Source organism: Pseudoalteromonas marina, from assembly GCF_000238335.3.
GTDB classification, from domain to species: Bacteria; Pseudomonadota; Gammaproteobacteria; order Enterobacterales; family Alteromonadaceae; genus Pseudoalteromonas; species Pseudoalteromonas marina.
In genome coordinates, this window is sequence record NZ_AHCB03000012.1 from 320,677 (window position 1) to 339,879 (window position 19,203).

15 protein-coding genes are annotated in these 19,203 nt (G+C 39.3%); 9 read left to right on the forward strand and 6 right to left on the reverse strand.

Annotated features, from left to right (window positions below; all coding sequences use genetic code 11):
* The first annotated feature begins 204 nt into the window (after nt 1-204).
* From PMAN_RS17340 to PMAN_RS17355, 4 genes are all read left to right on the forward strand, one after another.
* Entirely contained in the window at nt 205-828 is a 624-nt protein-coding gene (locus PMAN_RS17340; RefSeq protein WP_008128566.1) for a glutathione S-transferase family protein, read from the forward strand.
* 77 nt (nt 829-905) lie between these two features.
* On the forward strand, nt 906-1,598 hold the full coding sequence (locus PMAN_RS17345; RefSeq protein ID WP_010556843.1) for a cupin domain-containing protein: 693 nt from the start codon (nt 906-908) through the stop codon (nt 1,596-1,598).
* 104 nt (nt 1,599-1,702) lie between these two features.
* On the forward strand, nt 1,703-2,083 hold the full coding sequence (locus PMAN_RS17350) for a SpoIIAA family protein (protein WP_010556842.1): 381 nt from the start codon (nt 1,703-1,705) through the stop codon (nt 2,081-2,083).
* Nucleotides 2,084-2,253: 170 nt separating this feature from the next.
* Nucleotides 2,254-2,658 (forward strand): hypothetical protein, encoded by a 405-nt coding sequence (locus PMAN_RS17355; protein WP_006792633.1) that lies wholly within the window; start codon nt 2,254-2,256, stop codon nt 2,656-2,658.
* Between the two features lie 95 nt (nt 2,659-2,753).
* Here the strand turns inward: PMAN_RS17355 and PMAN_RS17360 are convergent, their stop codons facing one another.
* From PMAN_RS17360 to PMAN_RS17370, 3 genes are all read right to left on the reverse strand, one after another.
* Nucleotides 2,754-3,701 carry a carbohydrate kinase family protein gene (locus PMAN_RS17360; RefSeq protein ID WP_010556841.1) on the reverse strand — a complete coding sequence of 316 codons (948 nt, stop codon included), beginning with the start codon at nt 3,699-3,701 and terminating at the stop codon, nt 2,754-2,756.
* A 127-nt stretch (nt 3,702-3,828) separates the two neighbouring features.
* Nucleotides 3,829-6,225 carry a TonB-dependent siderophore receptor gene (locus PMAN_RS17365; RefSeq protein ID WP_010556840.1) on the reverse strand — a complete coding sequence of 799 codons (2,397 nt, stop codon included), beginning with the start codon at nt 6,223-6,225 and terminating at the stop codon, nt 3,829-3,831.
* A gap of 167 nt (nt 6,226-6,392) precedes the next feature.
* Nucleotides 6,393-7,622 (reverse strand): MFS transporter, encoded by a 1,230-nt coding sequence (locus PMAN_RS17370; protein WP_010556839.1) that lies wholly within the window; start codon nt 7,620-7,622, stop codon nt 6,393-6,395.
* A gap of 176 nt (nt 7,623-7,798) precedes the next feature.
* Between PMAN_RS17370 and gtfA the strand changes: the two genes are divergently transcribed.
* Nucleotides 7,799-9,268 carry a sucrose phosphorylase gene (gtfA, locus tag PMAN_RS17375; RefSeq protein WP_010556838.1) on the forward strand — a complete coding sequence of 490 codons (1,470 nt, stop codon included), beginning with the start codon at nt 7,799-7,801 and terminating at the stop codon, nt 9,266-9,268.
* A gap of 52 nt (nt 9,269-9,320) precedes the next feature.
* On the opposite strand, the gene PMAN_RS17380 is transcribed toward gtfA, so the two are convergent.
* Nucleotides 9,321-10,352, reverse strand: coding sequence for a LacI family DNA-binding transcriptional regulator (locus PMAN_RS17380; protein WP_010556837.1), 1,032 nt, complete (start codon nt 10,350-10,352; stop codon nt 9,321-9,323).
* A gap of 393 nt (nt 10,353-10,745) precedes the next feature.
* Here PMAN_RS17380 and PMAN_RS17385 point away from each other — a divergent pair, with 393 nt between their 5' ends.
* Nucleotides 10,746-11,639 carry a tetratricopeptide repeat protein gene (locus tag PMAN_RS17385; protein WP_010556836.1) on the forward strand — a complete coding sequence of 298 codons (894 nt, stop codon included), beginning with the start codon at nt 10,746-10,748 and terminating at the stop codon, nt 11,637-11,639.
* A gap of 295 nt (nt 11,640-11,934) precedes the next feature.
* Entirely contained in the window at nt 11,935-12,075 is a 141-nt protein-coding gene (locus tag PMAN_RS19175) for a hypothetical protein (RefSeq protein ID WP_242032477.1), read from the forward strand.
* A gap of 240 nt (nt 12,076-12,315) precedes the next feature.
* Here the strand turns inward: PMAN_RS19175 and PMAN_RS17395 are convergent, their stop codons facing one another.
* Entirely contained in the window at nt 12,316-13,977 is a 1,662-nt protein-coding gene (locus PMAN_RS17395; protein WP_010556834.1) for an asparagine synthase-related protein, read from the reverse strand.
* 203 nt (nt 13,978-14,180) lie between these two features.
* On the opposite strand from PMAN_RS17395, the gene PMAN_RS17400 reads away from it, so the two are divergent.
* Both PMAN_RS17400 and PMAN_RS17405 read left to right on the forward strand, forming a co-directional pair.
* Nucleotides 14,181-14,480, forward strand: a complete 300-nt coding sequence (locus PMAN_RS17400; protein WP_010556833.1) for a hypothetical protein — start codon at nt 14,181-14,183, stop codon at nt 14,478-14,480.
* 111 nt (nt 14,481-14,591) lie between these two features.
* Nucleotides 14,592-16,058: a S41 family peptidase gene (locus PMAN_RS17405; protein ID WP_010556832.1), complete on the forward strand. Its 1,467-nt coding sequence runs from the start codon at nt 14,592-14,594 to the stop codon at nt 16,056-16,058.
* A 92-nt stretch (nt 16,059-16,150) separates the two neighbouring features.
* Here PMAN_RS17405 and PMAN_RS17410 read toward each other — a convergent pair whose 3' ends face one another.
* On the reverse strand, nt 16,151-19,144 hold the full coding sequence (locus PMAN_RS17410) for a TonB-dependent receptor (RefSeq protein WP_010556831.1): 2,994 nt from the start codon (nt 19,142-19,144) through the stop codon (nt 16,151-16,153).
* Nucleotides 19,145-19,203 lie beyond the last annotated feature (59 nt).

The window sequence follows — 19,203 nt, forward strand, 5'->3', positions numbered from 1 at the left end:
ACATCTTCATCCTATTGTTGACCATAAAATTATCGACCAGTAGGTAGTTATTTTCAAGCCTTAATATTTTTATAAATAAAATATTAAGTTTCATTCGGTTAGCAAATACTCTGCTTATGTAGTTATTTTAAAGTTTGACTTAGTTTGGTATAAAGAATATAAATACCTATCAGTAGATAGGTAAATTAAAAAAGGTCACACTCAATGAAAATTTATGATGTAGAAAACTTTCCAAACCCGCTTCGCATTCGTATTGCGCTAGCAGAAAAAAATGCGACAACTGAAGTTGAATTTATTGCGGTTGACTTGCTTAATGGTGAACACCGGACAGAGGCTTTTATAGCTAAAAACCCATTAGCTGGTGTGCCAGTATTAGAGCTTGATGACGGAACATTTATATCAGAATGCACAGCAATTACTGAATATATTGATGCTGCTTTTACAGGACCATCATTGATGGGTATTTCGGCAAAAGAGCGGGCAGTAATAAATATGATGCAAAAACGTGCTGAGTCTATGGTACTTGATGCTGTTGCAACGTATTTTCATCATGCTACTGATGGATTAGGCCCAGAGCTTGAAACATATCAAAATATTGCATGGGGCGAAAAGCAAGGTGAAAAGGCGCGTACTAACTTAAATTATTTTAACGATATACTTGCTAAATCAAGGTTTGTTGCGGGCGATAATTTTAGTATTGCCGATATAACTCTTTATGCTGGATTAGTGTTTGCTGGGTTTGCCAACATTGCGCTACCGAGTCATTTAACTCATTTGCTAGCGTGGCAAAAAGCAGTTGCAGCTCGACCAAGCGTAGCGGGCTTATAAGTAAAAGTGGGTTCAATAGGCCAATTAAACTCGGTATATTGAGTTTAATTGGCAAAACAAAAATTTAAGGGGCAAGCATGAAAATAGCAGCCGATTTTAGTCAGCGTATAGTGGTGAACAGTAATACATTACCGTGGGTAAAATCGCCTATGGCAGGCGTTGATAGGCGACCTCTTGATCGCATCGGCGATGAGGTTGCGCGTGCAACGAGTATTGTTCGTTATGCACCAGGTAGTGAGTTTTCGCCACATGTTCATACCGGCGGGGAAGAGTTTGTTGTGTTAGAAGGTGTTTTTCAGGATGAACATGGCGATTTTCCTGCTGGCTCGTACATCAGAAACCCGCCGCAATCACAACATAAGCCGGGTTCAAAAGAGGGATGTATTATTTTTGTTAAGCTTTGGCAGTTTCAGCCACAGGATAGAACACACGTTCGGTTGCAAACTCACTTTATGGGCAGCGTTGAACACTCAACACAACAAGGGGTTGCGGTAACACCTTTATACAAAGATGAGTTTGAGGAAGTTAGCTTAATCCATTTAGCGCCTAATGCGCAGTTTGTTTTAGATGCTGAGTGCGGAGCTGAGTTGTTAGTAATTGAAGGCACCGTAACAGAAGGGCAAGATTTGCTTGAAAAAAGTAGCTGGTTGCGTACGCCTGTAAATTCTAATGTTTTAGCAAAAGCAGGCAAGCTGGGTGCTAAGTTATGGGTTAAAGAAGGGCATTTAAACGATGTAGATAACCAAATTGCGAGAGTGCAGCAAGCTTAACTAACTTAAGCTCTGCTTAAATACGGTTTTTGTTGATTTGCTTCATCATTGATTAATATAAAGTGCTTTATGCTCAAAACTTACTATAAGAATGAGCAAATTTAATGGCAAATTTAACTCCTAGTTTAACACTTGATATAGAAGGCGCTGGACGCGAAATTTTTATAACCTTAAAAGCAGTGGGTAATTTAAAGCACGCTGATTACAATGCAATTACCCCTAAAATTGAAGCCGCGCTTTTAAAGGTAAACAACCCGATTATTAATTTATTTATAGACGGCATTGAGTTAAAGGGCGTGGGTTTTAAATCGATATTTGACGATTTGAATTTAGGGATAAAGCATAATAAAGCGCTAAGTAAAGTAGCTATTTACGGTAATAAAACATGGCAAGCAACCGCTGCAAACATTGGGAATCGTATTATTTGTGGTGAAATGGCTTACTTTGAAAATGCCACTGCGGCAATTGATTGGCTTGAACACTAGTTTTAAATGGGCCTATTATTTTGGGTTTAGGCTAGTGTTATTAGACTAAAGTCTATAGGTTAGATTTCTTCACTTATTAGTTTTGTTTTTATCGTTTGTCGGTTTTATAGGGATCCTCTAAAGTTCAGTTGTCGGCAACAAGCACGACTTAACTTAACAGGATTATGACCATGAAAACACTTATCAAAACTATCGCTCTTGGCTCACTATTAACATGTTCAGCTGCTGCAATGGCTGATCAAAGTGATTACAAATTAATGGTTATTGAAGCGCAAACCGCGCCGCAGCCACTTGAGCAATCTTTTAATAGCTGTGCACTTAATGTTAAGTCAAAAAACTATGCTGAAGCAGAACAAATTTGTACTAAAGCAATTGCACTATTACAAGATGCCGATGCCCCTAAATTTAAAGTTCGTCAGCTTACATCATTTGCATTAAGCAATCGTGGTGTAGCGCGCCTAAAAGCTAAAAACGAAACGGCCGGCCTTGCTGACCTATACGAAGCAAAACAACTATCTAACAACGATATGGTATCGCATAACTTAACGCGCGCTAAAGAAGAGCTTGCTTTATAGCACTCAGATTAACAATAGTTAAAAAAGCCCCTGTAGGTATTTATCTACAGGGGCTTTTTTAGATTAATTTTTAAAATGTTGCAGGGTGTGTTAGCTCAAAGTACATCGTCTAAAACGGGCAATGCAGGAAAAGCACCCTTTGATAAACAGGCTTTTGAGCCACAACGAAGGCCAAAACTTAATGCGTCTTTAATTACTTGTTTATTATTGAGTTTGTCGATTGGTAATAGCGTCTCGTTGTAATGATTTAAATGATATAACACACCTGCAATAAACGCGTCTCCGGCACTGGTTGTATCTATTGCATTAATAATCGGTGCAGCTTCACTAACGTTAAACTTTTTATGGTAAACAGTGGCAGGCTCGGGTCCATCGGTTAAGAAAATTAAACTAACACCTAACTCTAATAGCGATTGTAAATATTCATCACCTGATTGACTGGTGTGTTCTGCTAAAAAATTTAACTCATCACGTGACAGTTTTATAATGTCGCAATGGGCGTAGCAGGCACGCACATTAGGCTCAATATCACGAATATTATGCCAAAGGCTGTATCGTAAATTTACGTCAAAGCTAACAAGTTTATTATGAATTTTTGCTTGTTTTAAAGCGCTCAATGTAGTGCTTGCAATAGCAATACTTGTTAGCGTATTTGAGCAAAAGTGTAGGGTACTTATTTCATCCCACTGAATTTGCTGTAAATGTTCAGGAGCAAGGAGTAGGTCGGCGGTGTTATGGCGGTAAAAATTAAAGCTGCGTTCGCCAGTTTCATCTAAGCTGACAATAACCATCGCTGTTTGCGCATTTTCTATAGTGAATAAATACTCGGTGCCGACATTATATTGCTTTAACGCGTCAGTAAGTTGTTTTGCAAAGTAATCATCACCCATACCACCACAAAAAGCTGCGTTTCCGCCCAACTTTGCATAACCGACTGCTACGTTTGCAGGTGCGCCGCCAGGAATAGGTAAATACGCTGTGTTGTGTGAGTCTTGTGGCAACATATCAATAAGCAGCTCGCCAAGGCTAAGTAATTTGGTCATGTTATAAATCCTAAAAAACCTAGCAATGCTAGGTTAAATGTAAGGGAGAGTAATAAAGTGTGAGTTAAGCGAGGAATAAAGCGCTGAAATAAAACTGCATTTCAGCGCTTAACACACTCAGACTCGGTTAGTTAAATGCGTATTTAAGCGTTAGTGATGTTGTACGGCCATTAATTGTACGTGCGCGTATAATATCGTTTGCTGGTACAGAGCCTTCCTCTGCTTCTGTAATACCGACTGTGTCAAATAGGTTATTTACATTCAGTGCTAGGCTAAGGTTTTCAGATAGGTCGTAGCTTACAAAGCCATTTACCTGTGTGTAACCATCGAATTTAAGGTCGTTATTATCTTGAGCGTAAGCGTCAGTTGTACCAATAAAGCTCAGACCTGCTGCCCCTTTCTCATAGCTGTAGCGAGCCATTAGTGAGTAAATTAAATCCGCTTGACGGCGTGGTGTGTTACCTACAACGTCAGGAGATAGCGCATCTTTAGCAATTTCAGCATCAGTCCACGTCAAGTTACCACGAAAATCCCACGCATCCATGAAGTACGTTGATTCAATCTCAATACCTTTGGCTTCGTATTCACGGTCGAAGAACTTTTGTGATGTTGCTTCAAAGTTTTGTTCTTCAGTTTCTGCGTAGAACGCTGTTGCGAATACCGATAGCGAGTCAAAACGCTTTTTAACACCAAACTCAAATTGATTTACTTCATCAATTGCATCTTCATCAGCTACTGAGCCATCTGTGCGTACTTTACCAAATAAAAGACGATCAGCGTTTGCACGTCCGCCTTTACTGATACGTGCAAATGTTGCAAGGCTAGGGTCTATTTGGTAGTTAGCACCAATTGAGTAAGAAGAGTAGCTCCAGTCGTAATTTACTGGGCTTGAGTTAGCATGATCAATACCGACAACATTCTGCTCGGGTACTGAAATAACACCATCACGGTTCATGTCAACAGTAGAGGTTACTGCTCCTGCGTAGTTACCGCGTGCTTCGCCGCTGTCGTAACGGGCACTTGCATCAATGCTTAAGTCACCAAGTTTAGTTGAGAACGCAACATAAGGTGCACGTGTGTCGTATTCAGTGTCGTAGTCGCGCTGACAACAGTTACCCCAAAATGGCGTGCCGTATGCGTATAAACCATTTTCTGAAAACTCAGTGCCGTCGGCAGCCGTTACATTTAACAGTGCGGCATTGTCACCTTTGAGCTCCATAACATAAGAGTTCCACAACCACGACATCGCTATGTTTTGCGTTGATGCGTAGTAACCAAACGTAAGGCTTGTGTCATCGTCAAACGATTTTGTTAGTTTAAAGTCGTTAACAATAGAGTCAAAGTCATTCATTGTTACGTCAAACGTATGGATACGCATAGCTAAATCGCCATTGAATGCGTCACCTGTGTTTGCATTGCTCAGTGTTGCTCCTGCTCCACCAATGCTTTCTGCCATTGCTGATGCATCACCTACTTCAGCAGGGAAAACAGAATTAAAGTTTCCGCTAACTGATGACTTACGGAAACGGTTTTCAATACGCCAGTCGTTGTCTAGGTCGAATACAGCTTCAAAGCCAATAGAATCAACATTTGGGTTCATGCCGTCTCGAATGTCACCATTGCTAATTTGGTTTTGACCGTTTAAGCGAACTGTTTTAGTGAACAGTGCTGAATGCGGTGTATCTGACTGAGAATCAAACCCTGGAACTGAATCACCATTTGAGTACATTGGCATTGGAAGGTAACCAACGCTTTTGTCGTCTAAGTGTTTGTAGTAAAGACGCACATAGCCGTTTTCGAAATCTTTAGTCAAATTAGCTTTTATTTGACCACCTTTATTTGATGTGTAACCTGTTTCACGTGGGCCTTCACCTTGGCGTACAAAGCCACCTACATGAAAGCGAACGCTGTCAGTTAAATAAGTACCGTATTCAAAATCAGTACGTACACTGTCAAAATCTAGGCCAACAGTGGTTGCAACGCTGCCCGATTCGTTTTCGCCGTTTTTAGAGATAAAGTTGATGATACCGCCCGGTGCATTACTTGCTGCTGTAGACGCTGAACCACCACGGATTGACTCAACCGTTTGTACCGTGTTGTCAAGGCGCATAAAAATATCAGCATTACCAAAAGCGATGTCACCGTATTGCAGTACAGGTAAACCGTCTTCTTGTAACTGTAAAAATTTAGCGCCACCTGATGCAACCGGTAGACCACGAACTGCAATGTTTGCGTTACCTTCACCGCCAGTAGATTCTGAACGTATACCCGGAATGATTCTAAATGCTTCAGCGGTAGAGCGAGGTGTTGAAACTTGAACTTGTTCAAGCGATACACTGCTTACTGATACGCTTGAAGCCATAATTGTTGTACGGCGTGGAACACCGGTTACAACGATTGTTTCAAGTCCTTTGTTTTGTGATGCTTCTGGCTGAGTTGTTTCTGCTTCTTGAGCATTAATGCCTTGGCTTACTGCAAGTGCTAATGCACTGATTAAATATAAAGGAGTGTTGTGTGTTGTCATGTGAACGCCTCGTTATGTTGAACCTAAATGGTTATTTATTTTTACTTAATCGATTAAGTAAAAATAACAAAATTTTTACAAGATGCAAATTATTTTATTATTAATTTGCTCTTTTTTTACTCGCTCATTGATTTGTAGGGTAATTTTTTTGTTAAATAATTATCAAATTAATTAGTAACTACGTTATTTTGCTCTAAAGCTGATGCTGATGGGTCACGTAAATAATTAAATAGCATAGCCAAAAATAAAATAACTGCAAAACCAGTTGCTAAGTAAAAACCGTAACGCACATGACCAAAGTAATCACTGATCATGCCCATTAAAAGTGGGGCTAATGCTGCTGACAATGCGGTAAAAAATAATATAACGCCGGCTACAGCACCATGTTGTTGAACAGGGAAACAGGAAATGCCCTTAGAGTTTAAAGTAGGGTAAACCATTGACATAAATAAACCTGAAAGTGGAAGCAATCCCACAGCCCAATCTACACCGCCAATTAATGTGCCTACATAACATAGTGCTATGCCAAGGCTTAGGTAGGTCATTACGCCTTGCCAGCTAAAGCGATTTAGTAACCATACCGCTATAAAACGACCCGCCGCGCGAAGTATAAAGAATATGGTTAATGCGTAGGTTGCAAGTAATGGCCATGAACCAGTGTAATCTTGTAATAGTGTTGGCATCCATACATAAATAGCCACTTCGGTTGCAACGTATAGTGCGATAGCCATTGAAAAGCCCAGTGCATAAGGGTTTTTAATCATTTTCATGGTGGTGGCAAGTGAAGCGGGTTTTTCGGTTGTTTTTACAACTGGCGGATAATCTGCGCGCCACGCCAGAAGCGCAAGGATCAAACACATAACACCAGCAATAATGTAAAGGTATGTCCAGCTAACATTTTGAACGAGTAAAACACCTACCAGTGCAGGACCAACAATAGCACCTATTCCAAAAAAGCCTTCTACCTTGTTCATTGTTTTGGTGTGTTCTTCGTTACTGTGTGAAATATCACCCAATAAAGCTAATGCACCTGTTTTAAATAAACCGATTGCCAAACCAATACAGCAAAGAAGTACCAAGAAAAAATTAAAACTAGAACTTACTGAAAATAAAAAACAACTCGCAGAAAAAATGAGTAACCCCAGCATAATGGTTTGCTTTCGTCCAAGGCTGTCGGCTAAAAAGCCTAAAAATAGTCCACTAAAAGCAATTAAAGCCATTGGCGCATAATGAAAGGCACTGGCTTGGGTCATACTTAAGCCAAAGTCTTTTATAAGCTCAGGGATGATCATGCCGACCGCATCAGAGGTCATGGCAAACATAAAAAACATCATGTATGTGAGCCAGCGTATTTGTCGCAACGGATCGCTGCTTGCTTGTGTGTGTGATTTTGTCATTTTATTTAATCCTCGTTAAATGCAGGCTAATACGCGTTAAGTCAGTTAGTTACTTAGTGAAGTATTATTCGTGCAACGATATTTGTATGTAAAATTTTTAAAAATTACTTGTAAATTCTTACTCTCTAGTTAAAGATATATCTTAATCGATTAAGTTTCAACATGGTAATCACACAATGATGCAAAACAAAGTTCAATTGATCACATATGCTGATCGAATCACTGGCCAAGACATTAATGCACTCACTACACTTTTAAATGGATCTTTAAAAGGCGTATTTGGCGGTGTGCATTTGTTGCCATTTTATAACCCAATTGACGGCAGTGATGCTGGCTTTGACCCAATAGACCATAGTGAAGTAGATTCAAGAATAGGTTCTTGGGAGGACATCAAAGCGCTTGGTAACAACCATGATTTAATGGCTGACTTAATTGTTAACCATGTTTCGGCGCAATCTTTTCAGTTTCAGGATGTGCTTGCTAAAGGTAAAACCTCTGAATTTTGGGATTTGTTTTTAACCAAAGAAGACGTATTTCCAAATGGCATGAGCGACGCAGAGCAAAAAGCAATTTATCGTCCTCGCCCTGGTAGTTGTTTTACACCAATGAAATGTGGTGATGGCGAAACGTACGATTTTTGGACTACGTTTACCGATAACCAAATTGACATTAATGTAAAGGTAGAGGCTGGCGTTGCGTATCTAAATAATGTACTCACAAAGTTCTCTGCTAACAATGTAAATATTATTCGCTTAGATGCAGCGGGTTACGCTATTAAGCAAGCGGGTACTAACTGTTTTATGCTAGATGAAACGTTTGGTTACTTAGATAACTTATCTAAGCAAGCAAATGAATTAGGTATGGAAACAATTGCTGAAATACACAGCCATTATCAAACTCAGGTTGAAGTGGCTAAACGCGTAAACATGGTTTATGACTTTGCACTGCCGCCGCTTATTTTACATAGTTTGTTTAATAACGATGTTGATGCACTTTTAAAGTGGCTAAAAATATCACCACGTAACTGTTTAACTGTACTCGATACACATGACGGCATTGGTATTATTGATGCTGGGCCAATGGGCGACAAACCAGGTCTATTAAACGCTGAGCAAATTGATAACCTTGTTGAAACAATGCATGCAAACAGTAATAACGAAAGCCGACAAGCAACTGGGGCTGCAGCCAGTAATGTTGATTTGTACCAAGTTAACTGTACTTATTACAATGCATTGGGGGCAAAAGATTTTGATTATTTATTGTCTCGCGCCATTCAGTTTTTTGCACCAGGTGTTCCACAAGTTTACTACGGTGGTTTATTTGCATGCGAAAACGACATGGAGCTTTTAGCTAAAACAAATGTTGGCCGTGATATTAACCGCCCATATTTAAATGCAGATAAAATAAGCGAATCACTTGATAAGCCCGTTGTAAAAGGTTTAATAGAGCTCATTAAATTACGAAATGAACACCCAGCGTTTTCTGGGGAGTTTTCAGCGCAAGGTGAAGGCAGTATGTGTTGTTTAACGTGGCAACTTGGTGAGCAATCTATTTCATTAAGTGTAGATTTTGAAGCAAGAACCGCCCTCATAACGCAAGTAAATGGTGAAGAAGAAACATCGATAAGTTTAGATTCTTTATTGTAACGAATAGAGTTTTGCTTAATAAAAAGCCAAGCTAGTTAGCTTGGCTTTTTTATTAACTGCTGGCACCAATGTCGAGTTCGTAGCTGACTTCTTGTATTTTATTTTCTTTAGAAATAAATAAGTTTGCAGCAATTACGCCTTTTTCTTCACTGTTTTGATGAATAGTACTTAACCTAGGCACGAACCGTGCTGCTTCATCAATCCCATCAAATCCAACAATACGTAGGTCTTTTCCAATTTTTATACCTTGCTTGATTGCCTCTCGCATTGTGGCGAGTGCAATTAAATCACTCATACAGATAATAACGTTAGGGCGAGGTGAAGCTGATAGTACTTCTTTTGCAGCTATATTAGCAAAGCGCTCGCTGCTTTCAGGTATGTTCCAAATGCGGTCGTCAGCAACACTAATACTTGCCTCAACTAATGCACGTTGATAGCCACGTAAACGCTGATGAGAAATTGACTCTCCGGTTTGAAACTCGTGATGTTCATAAACGCGGCATAATACGTTTTCATCGAGAAGTCTTAGCCCTAGAATGGCGACCTTATCGTTTATATTGTGCAAAACATGCTTGGCAATTTCGTAGCTAGCTTGTTCGTTATTAATGTTAACCGACGCATTGCGGTTAATGTCAAAATCGACTGTGACGACGTGTTTTGGCGTAGTTTTAAGTTGTTCTACTAATGCGTGGTTACGAGGGCGACCGTAGCAAATAAAACCATCTACAAAATCAACAACACTATTAAGATTATTATTAATACCAGAGAACAATAAAACGTTAATATTGTTTTTTTCGAGTACAGAGGTCACGCCACGCATAAAACTGCTGGCAACTGGGTCTGATACCATGTATTCAACGCTGTCGGGTAGCACCAAAGCGACAATGTTAAATGTACCGCTTCTTAATGATTGTGCTGCTTTATTTGGGCCAAAGTAACCAAGCTCTTTGCAGGCTTTGAGTATCGCTTCTCGGCGCTTTTCTGAGAGCTGATCTGGTCGATTAAATGCATTAGATACCGTTGCATTAGACACACCTAACTCTTTAGCAATACTTTTTAGGGTCCATCGAATTTGTTTACTCATTAACTACTCTTTGCCGTAAAACTACACTACACAAATTAACATATTGAACTGTTTAACATAATAAAAAATTTGGGTTTTATCGTTAATTTATTTAGTTATGAGGCTGCTGCATTTAAATTGTAAGCGATTAGTAACGCAATTAATTTATGCCTATGCAAAAAAGGTGTTTTTATAATATTTGCGGCGCCAGTACATGAACGGGTTAAATTATTTTTACCCGATAATAATGTTAAAAAAGTTACTAATTTATAACTACGGGATGAAATTTGGTTATATATTATGGTTTTAGGTTATAAACAACTTCAGTATGCTCTAGTAATAATGAGCTTGATTTTTAAACAAACTGTTGTAATCTAAATCAGGTACACCAAAATCATTACCATGGAGAGAACAATGAGAATATCTAAAGTTTTACCTTTAATTATGGCGTCGGTCTTATCAACTAATTTGGCTTATGCAAATACAGACGCACTTCCTTTGTGTGAAACTGCTGAATGTACATCGGATTTCAAAAAGCTCAGAAATTTTGCCATTAACGGTAGTAGCGAAGCTGCTAGCTTACTTGCCATTGCTTATGCAAATGGTGAAGGCGTAAGCCAAGACGAAGCATATGCCAGAAAGTTTATGTTAAGAGCTATTAAGTGGAAAGACCCTTTTGCTATACATCAGGCTTCGCATTGGTATAGAACAGGGCATATTTTTGATAAAGATGTAGCAAGAGCTGATGAGTTATTAAACCGAGTTGTTGATAGAGGTTTTCCGCCAGCTTTGGTAGACAAGGCGAAACAGTTGTTTGCTGAAAATAATAAAAATTCAGACAAATTAGCATTCGATCTGCTAATTAAGGCAAAAGAGTCAACTTATTTGCCAGCTTATGAGCTGTTAGCTGTTTTTTATGAACATGGTATAGGCACTGAAGCTAGTTTGTATCAGTCAGCTAAAATGCATAAAACGCTGGCTATTCGTGGTCATGAAGGTGCGCAAGAAAAATTAGATAAATTAGTTGCAATAATTGAACAGCAAAATATAAACATTGACGGTTTAAAGGTAAGTCAAGACATTGAGCGTTTAGATCCTGTTTTATTGGACGTCCATTCAGAAATTAAAGATTTGATTGCCAAACTAAAGACTACGGATTATGACGGTAGAAGCACTGTTTCTAGAATACAAGGTCAGGCATGTTCAGATGCGGGGAATGGTTGCTATATACAATTTAATAGAAACTCTCCAGGTATGATACCTAATGTTGTTACAGGGACAATTAAAGGTCGCTTCTTAGGTCAATAGGCCTTGACCGTTTGAAAAAGGAGAGCGTATGCTCTCCTTTTTTGTTTGTATTTAAATAATTATACTTAATTTTATTTTGCAAGCTGCTTTAGGTTATATTTGCTTATTGCTAGTATTGTATTTCTTAAGTTTTTGTAGTCATCTTTTTAGTTATTTTCCCAACTAGCTTCTTACTGCCCAGTTTATTTTCAAGGATGTTTATTGTTATGAAAGTTGTCTCAATGCTTGCGCAGTTTAGCCTTTTTATGCGAGTGATGCGTTAGCGTGCTCGGCAAGTACCAATCCTGAGCAAGTAGTGCAAGCGCAATTAGAGGCTTATAACGCACTAAATATAGGTCTATTTGCAAGCTGTCACTCGGCAGATATAAAAATTAAAAATAGCCAAGAAGGCGCTCCTGACATTATTGGGCAAGAAAGCTTAATCAAAGCGTATTAGTTTTTAAAAACAGCGCCAAAATCATTTAAAGTGATTCTTGAAAATCGAATTGTGAATGGGCCTGTGGTTGTTGATTATGAGCGGTTAACTAGGCTTGGTGAGGGGCGAGATGATATGTTTGCCGTTGCGGTATATGAAGTGCGTAATGGCAAAATTGTTAGCGTATGGTTCCCACCAACTAAATAACAAAAGCTTGCTTAAAACACCTTGAGTAGAGGCCTACAGCAAGGTGTTTTAATGTTACCACTTAAGCATATTTTCAATAACCTTTAGCTTATCGTTATAGCTTCTAATGCCAGAAGCATGCAGTAAGGCAACCGCACTAAACGAGGCTAGGTTAACTAATTGCTTATGTTGGCTTGTCATTAACTGACTGAAAATTTGGTACACCTTAGTGGGTTTAAACTGCTTGGGGCGTTTAATTTGCCATTGATCAATCCCTTTTTTTGGTAATAAACATGGAACATGGCCAGGATATGCTTGCCAAGGCGAATCTAGGGCTTCGGGGAATGCATAGCGTAAAAAATCATGATAAAAGCGATGCTTTCTTACTTGTGACGTTGGCTGCGACAAAACATGTCTAAGTACTTTCCAGGAATAAAAGGGCAGGCAAAAATCCATTTGATACTCGTCCACTTTATCGAATGGAATGGCTAAATGGTGATGCTGATCGTTAAGTAATAAAAACAGATAGTAAGCTTTTTCAAGAGGAATATCTCCAAACTCTTTTAATGAAGTTACGATATTAGCTTTTAGTCTGGCTTGCATTTTTTCAGCGTTATGGATTATTGATTTGGGGATATAAGCAAATTGTTGCGATAAATAAGCGTCAGCAAGGCGCTCAGGTTTTTGTGTTAAAGCCGCTTCGTAAACTTCATCTGAGTAGTAAATAACACCCAGCCCAACACTGCCTCCATTGCCAGACCATGCTAAACGAGGACGTGTTACTTTAGGGTGGTCTGGATGTTGGCCGTTTAACCAATGCTCGCCTAGTCTGTCTTCAATTGTTTTTGCCTGCGTATCGTTAACACGAATAACATCAAGCTCAATTTTTTGGCTTTTTGCGAACGCTGTTGCGCAGTATAAGTCTTGTGTTTGATGCTGTGAAAAATTAAGCGCGGTGATGTTTACATTTTGCCTTTTAAGCAAGCACGCAATCAACCTTGAGTCTAATCCACCCGATAGCGTAGTAAGCACGTGATTATCGTTATCAATATATTTGTTTACATTGTTAGATAGGTCTTGCTTTAAGCTATGCAGTGTTTTTTCGTAATTATCATTATTTTTAGTAAGGCTGCACCAGTCAAAATACTGTGTTTTAGTAACCCCCTTACATGATGCTTCTAGGCGAGTTCCTGGGCGAATACACGAAATTTCGTTGTAATGGGTATGCTCAAATAGGTAATACCCAAGTGTTGCATATTCCATCATTCCTTCGTGATTACAGGTAAGTGGTAAGCCTAAGTTTTTGAGTAAGCTATATTGGGTACTAAAAATAAAAGCACCTTCATAATACATATAATAAAAAGGGCGAACCCCAAGGGAATCGGTAACTAAGTTTAATACATTCGTAACCTTGTTATACCGTGCCATACAAAAAACACCTTCACATCCTGTAAGCATTGCATTGGTATAATGTGAGTTTAGGGTGTTTAAATCGTTATTTCGGTTCGCGCTTAAAAGTGGATGACCAACCAGTGTTGCAATATGCGAATCTGTTTGCAAAAAAGCATGTGGGCCAAAGGTTTCATAATCTAAACTAGCCAAGTAAAGAGCCTGTTCATGTACTTCGTTTATTGTGCCACCGTTTACTTTAGTATCTTCATTTTTAAATTTATTAATAATAAAATCATGATGTTGAGTTAGTCCTGATGCACAATAAATCCCAAAAAATTTCGCCATAACCTTTACCTGTAATTCGTTTTGATATTAATTAGGTATCAAGGTTTGTACCAAGATTAATTAATACTTTGCTAGAGATTCGCAGTACTAATTGAATTTTACTTTTGAGGTACAAATTAATTGCCTCAAAACAAAAAACTATATAACTTATTAAAGTGAATACATTTTATAAAAGTAAATTTATCAATCAGCAGGAAAGCCGAATGAACAATGAAATACTCAAATCATCTACTGCTACGTACCAAAGTGGTGTGGTAAAAGCCGATGGTAAACTTTATGTAACGCAAGGTGAGGTAAGTTTTGAGCCATACAATGAACGTGCTGGTTTAGGACCTTATACTTTAACACGCAGCGCAATCGTAAAAATTGAAAAGTCAGTAGGTACAGGTGCTGGCATTTTACCACTTACAAGCGATGCAATAACAATCACCTTAGAAAATGAAGATACTTATGATTTTATTATAGCAACCCCTGATGAATGGATTCGTTTACTCAAGCATTAATCAATCAGTAAAGCTGGTATTTGGGCATAATTATTTTAAGTGTGTGTTAAGTTAAATAGCATCAATAGTTTCCTGCTTTAATTATTAAAAAACAACAAAAGGATTTGAATGATGGTTAAAATATCTATGCTAAAACTTTCTACTAGCTGCTTAATTATATCCTTTATGGGCTTTGCAAATAGCGCAGTATTACCGAAAACGGATAAGCAATGGCAAACAGTGACAGAAAACGATATTCGCGCTGCTTATAGCATTACCGAAAAAAATCACCCCGGTATGTTTGATATTAATAACATTTCGTTTCCTGATTTATTAAAACAAGCCAAAGCAGAGGCGCTTGCTCTGTCTAAGCAAATGAGTGGGCCGCAAGCTCATGCAGCGGCAATTGCACGTTTTAGCACGGTGTTACAAGATGGTCATGCTGGTGCGTTTTCAAGCATCGACAGGCCTGCGCGACGCTGGCCCGGTTTTAGTGCTTTATGGCGAGGTGATGCCCTAAAAGTGTATTACAGTGAAATTAGCACTATTAAAAAAGGGGATATTGTAAGCCAATGTGATGGGCAAAGTACTGAAGCTTTGATGCGCAAAAGAGTGTTTAAATTTCATGGGCAAGTTGCTCAACCGGGGCATTGGTGGCAGCAAGGTTGGCGGTTACTAACGGATGTAGGGAATCCATTTTTAGTCCCCCTAAAAGAATGCGAGTTTGTTAAACCCAATGGCAATACCTATAAACAGGTTTTAAATTGGTCTGTAAGGCCTAAATCAGTCAGTAAGCATTTAGAAAATGCCTACAATGGTGATGAACTTCCCATTGATTTAATCTGGCCTGAAAAAAACATTGCGTGGATTGCTATGGCCAGCTTTTCAGTAAATGATAAACAAGCAGCTGACTACAAAAAAGTGTTTGAAAAAATACAACAGCAACGTAGCAAGTTACTTACTGCAAAAGCCGTGGTATTAGATTTGCGCCATAATCAAGGTGGCTCATCTTATTGGAGCTCACAAATAGCCAAAGAATTATGGGGCAAAAAAGTAGTAGAACAAAAAACAGCTGGTACTACTCAAAACGAGCAAGTGTGGTGGAGAGCGTCAAAAGATAATACTGACTATGTAGAGTCTTTATTAGACGTTGTAAAAGATCAGCCTGAATTATTGAAAATAGTTAAAGCTGTAGCTGCGGGCATGGCTTTATCGCTTAAAAGTGGTGATCCATTTTATGTAGAACGAGAGTCTACTACGCTAAATATCCTACCAGAAGAGCCCTTATTGAGTGACTTTAAAACCAAGGTGTTTGTTATAGTGCCGCCGCAATGCGCCAGTGCTTGTTTAGATGCGCTTGATAAGTTTAAGCTTTTTGAAAATACCACGTTGTTTGGTGCACCCAGTAGCGCTGACTCGCTGTATATGGAGGTACGTTTAGCCGATTTACCTTCAGGCTTAGGTAAAGTTGTAGTGCCAAATAAAGTATATGTAAATAGAGCGCGAGGGGCAGGTGATTTTTACAAGCCAGATATTGCGTATAACGGCGTTGATTGGACAACGAATATACTATTAGAGCAGATTAAGCGCATCCCATAGCTTAAAAATAAAAAGACCCCCAGGCATTGGATTGTCCAACTATTGGGGGTCACTCCACTTTAGAGCGGTTTTTATTTGGTATTTACTTAAGTTTAGTTACCCATTGAGTATCTAAAACCAAATGCATAACGCGGTCCGTATTGTGCAGCGCTTAAGAACTGGCTTTCAAAACGACTGAACGAACGCTCTGTCTCGTTTGTTAAATTAACGCCTTCAAAGAATACGGTAGTGCTTTCATTCACTTCGTAGTTAACGCTAATGTCCCACTGTAAATATTCTTCAGCATATTGTGGAGGAGCCGTAGCACCCGAATCCGGTAGGCCTTGCGCAATTAGGTATTCATCACGCCATGCACCAGTAATTTTAACTGATAAGCCATCTTTTTCGTAAAAACCTTGTAGATTGGCAGAATCACTCAGACCAGCTAATACAGCTTGAGATGCAAGGTAATAGTTGTCGTACTCTACATCACCGTCAACAATAGTGGCATTAAAACCAGCGCCAAAACCTGACTCGCCGAATAAGTGCTGTATCGCAAACTCAACACCATTTACTTTACGAGAACCTACGTTTTCTGGTGAGTTGATTGTCCACTCTATTAATGGATCAGTTGCTGAGTCAGGAAGTACACGGTTGTTTTCGCCAATTCCTACGCCATTTGCCACAATCTCATTATAGATAGCAGAGTCAGTTGCCTGCTCGCCACGTCCTTCAATTGCGGTTACTGCATTATTCCAGCGTTGACCTAAATAAACATCATGCAGGCCTTCAAACGTGGTTGTTACTTGCGTGTTATCAATCCAATTATCTACATCTTTCCAGAACATACCCACTGCAGCGTAGCTACCTTCATTGTAGTAATATTCAAGGCTAAGATCGAAGTTTGTTGATTTAAACGGTTGTAAATTTGGGTTACCACGGCTACCGCTTCTTGAGTTTAACTTAGGTGATGGTGTTAGGCTTAAGTTACCAAGCATATCGCCAAGGGTAGGGCGTGTGATTGTTTGGCCCCAAGATACACGTGACACTAAGTTATCAGAAAGGTCGACTTTTACATCTATCATAGGTAGAAGAAGATCGTAATTACCTTTGTAATCAACCTCAACTAATTCGCCGCCACTGGCAAATTCAGTTAGCCACTCAGAACCACCTGCCCAATATACTTGCTGAGCAACACGGCTTTTAGCTGGGCTTACGATGTCAGTTTCTTCGTAACGAAGGCCTAAATTTACAAAAACATCGTAGTCGCTGACGTTAAATACCCAATTTGTAGAAAGGTAAACACTGATTGTTTCTTCTTCTACTTTGTTAGTTGGGAAGCCATCAAAAGTACCTATTTGGTAAACATCACTGCCTATTACGTCTTCAGTTAAAAAAGCGCTTTGGCGAGCAAATGCTTCATCAAGATCATAAGTGTAAGCATAGCCTGGCGCTACACCGTTAGGACCAAATGAAAACTCGTCAAGAAAGCCACTTAAATCAACTCGCTCGAACATACTATCTGGGAATATCTCAGCAAATGTACCGTTATTAAAGCCTGGTGCATTGGCATTATTAGAGCCACCCCAGCCACTAAGTGTTTGTTTAGTGTATGCAGCACCAAATTTTACTGTTTCTAAACCAATGTCAGTGTATGTAAATAGTTTACCGTCTAGTTGTACTTGAGATACTTCTGATTCACCGGGGGTTCTTGTAAATATACTAAAGTTAGAGCCAATTTGGTTTGGGTCAACTTCTTGCGTGCCGTTATTCCAATTTACATTAAAACCAGGTACGTCACCTTCACGGAAAGAGTACTCTTTAGTTGAAATGTCTGCCGAGCCTAAAATGATTCGTGCGTTAGCGCCTAAGCCAGGATCTTTACCATTATCGGTCGTTGTTTTAGATGTGTGAGCATCAAAGTTAAAGCTCAGGTTTTCGGTTGCTAACCACTCAACGTTAATACCTGTTGCTTTTGAATCTACTTCTGATGTTTCACGAAATGCAGTAAAGGATGCATCGTCACCTGCAGAGTTGTAATAAACAGCTGTGCCATTTTCATCAAGTTCATAAGCATTGGCATTACCACCAAACGATCCGTTCCAAATACCCCAAGACAATGAGTTATTCCCGGTCGTTGCTTGTGAAATCGTATGATCAAGCGTAAAAGTTAGGTTATCTGTTGGTGCAAACTGAAATGTTGCTTGCGCATTTAAGCGCTCACGTTGAATGTCATCTTTTGCAAAACTAACTTCTTGCGGAAAGAAAGCGGCTGAAACAAATTCACCATTTTCCCCAGCGTTTGGGTCAAAGAATTGTTTAGCCGGGTTACCTTCAGCATCCATTGGGCGATTATCAACAATATTAGCTGCATCAACCGAGAGATTTGGATTAACTAACCAAGAGCGAACATTTGCTGCTTGTCGTTGAAAATCACGACGATGATATGAAAAGTTAGCCGACACACCAAAACGTTCGTCATCAAAGGTGTTACTGTAGATACCTGCAATTTCAGGTGTTACTTTATCGCCTTCTTCTACAGATGTATCGTGAATACCTTTAGCCATAAAAGAAAAGCGTTCACCTGGCTTTTGTAATGGTTTTGCGGTAACAATATTGACAGTTGCACCCAATCCACCGGTTGGTGAATCAGCGCGTGCAGTTTTCATTACTTCAAGTGAACTTACACCTTCTGATGATAAGTTTTCAAAGTTAAATGAGCGTGTAAAACCTGTTCCCGCCATTTGGCGACCATTAAGTGTTACCAAGTTAAACGATGGACCAAAACCACGAACAGTAATTTGGCTACCTTCACCGTTTGAGCGGCTGACAGATACGCCAGTAATTCGTTGTAATGATTCTGCTAAGTTTGTATCTGGGAACTTACCCATTTCTTCAGCTGAGATGGCGTCAACTACACCAGAAGCATCTCGTTTTACATCCATTGAACGGATTAATGATCCGCGAATACCTTTTACTTCAATGATTTCTAGTTCAGGTTCAGCAGTATTTTCTTCTGCTGCATAGGCTAAATTAAATGTACTTGCAGCGATGATAAGTGACACAGAAGCTGCTAACTGGCTCTTTTTAAAAGTGAATGTGTTCATAATTGCTCTGCTTTTCTAAATTTATTACAGTTAGTGGGTGCCTATTTAGAGGCACCTAC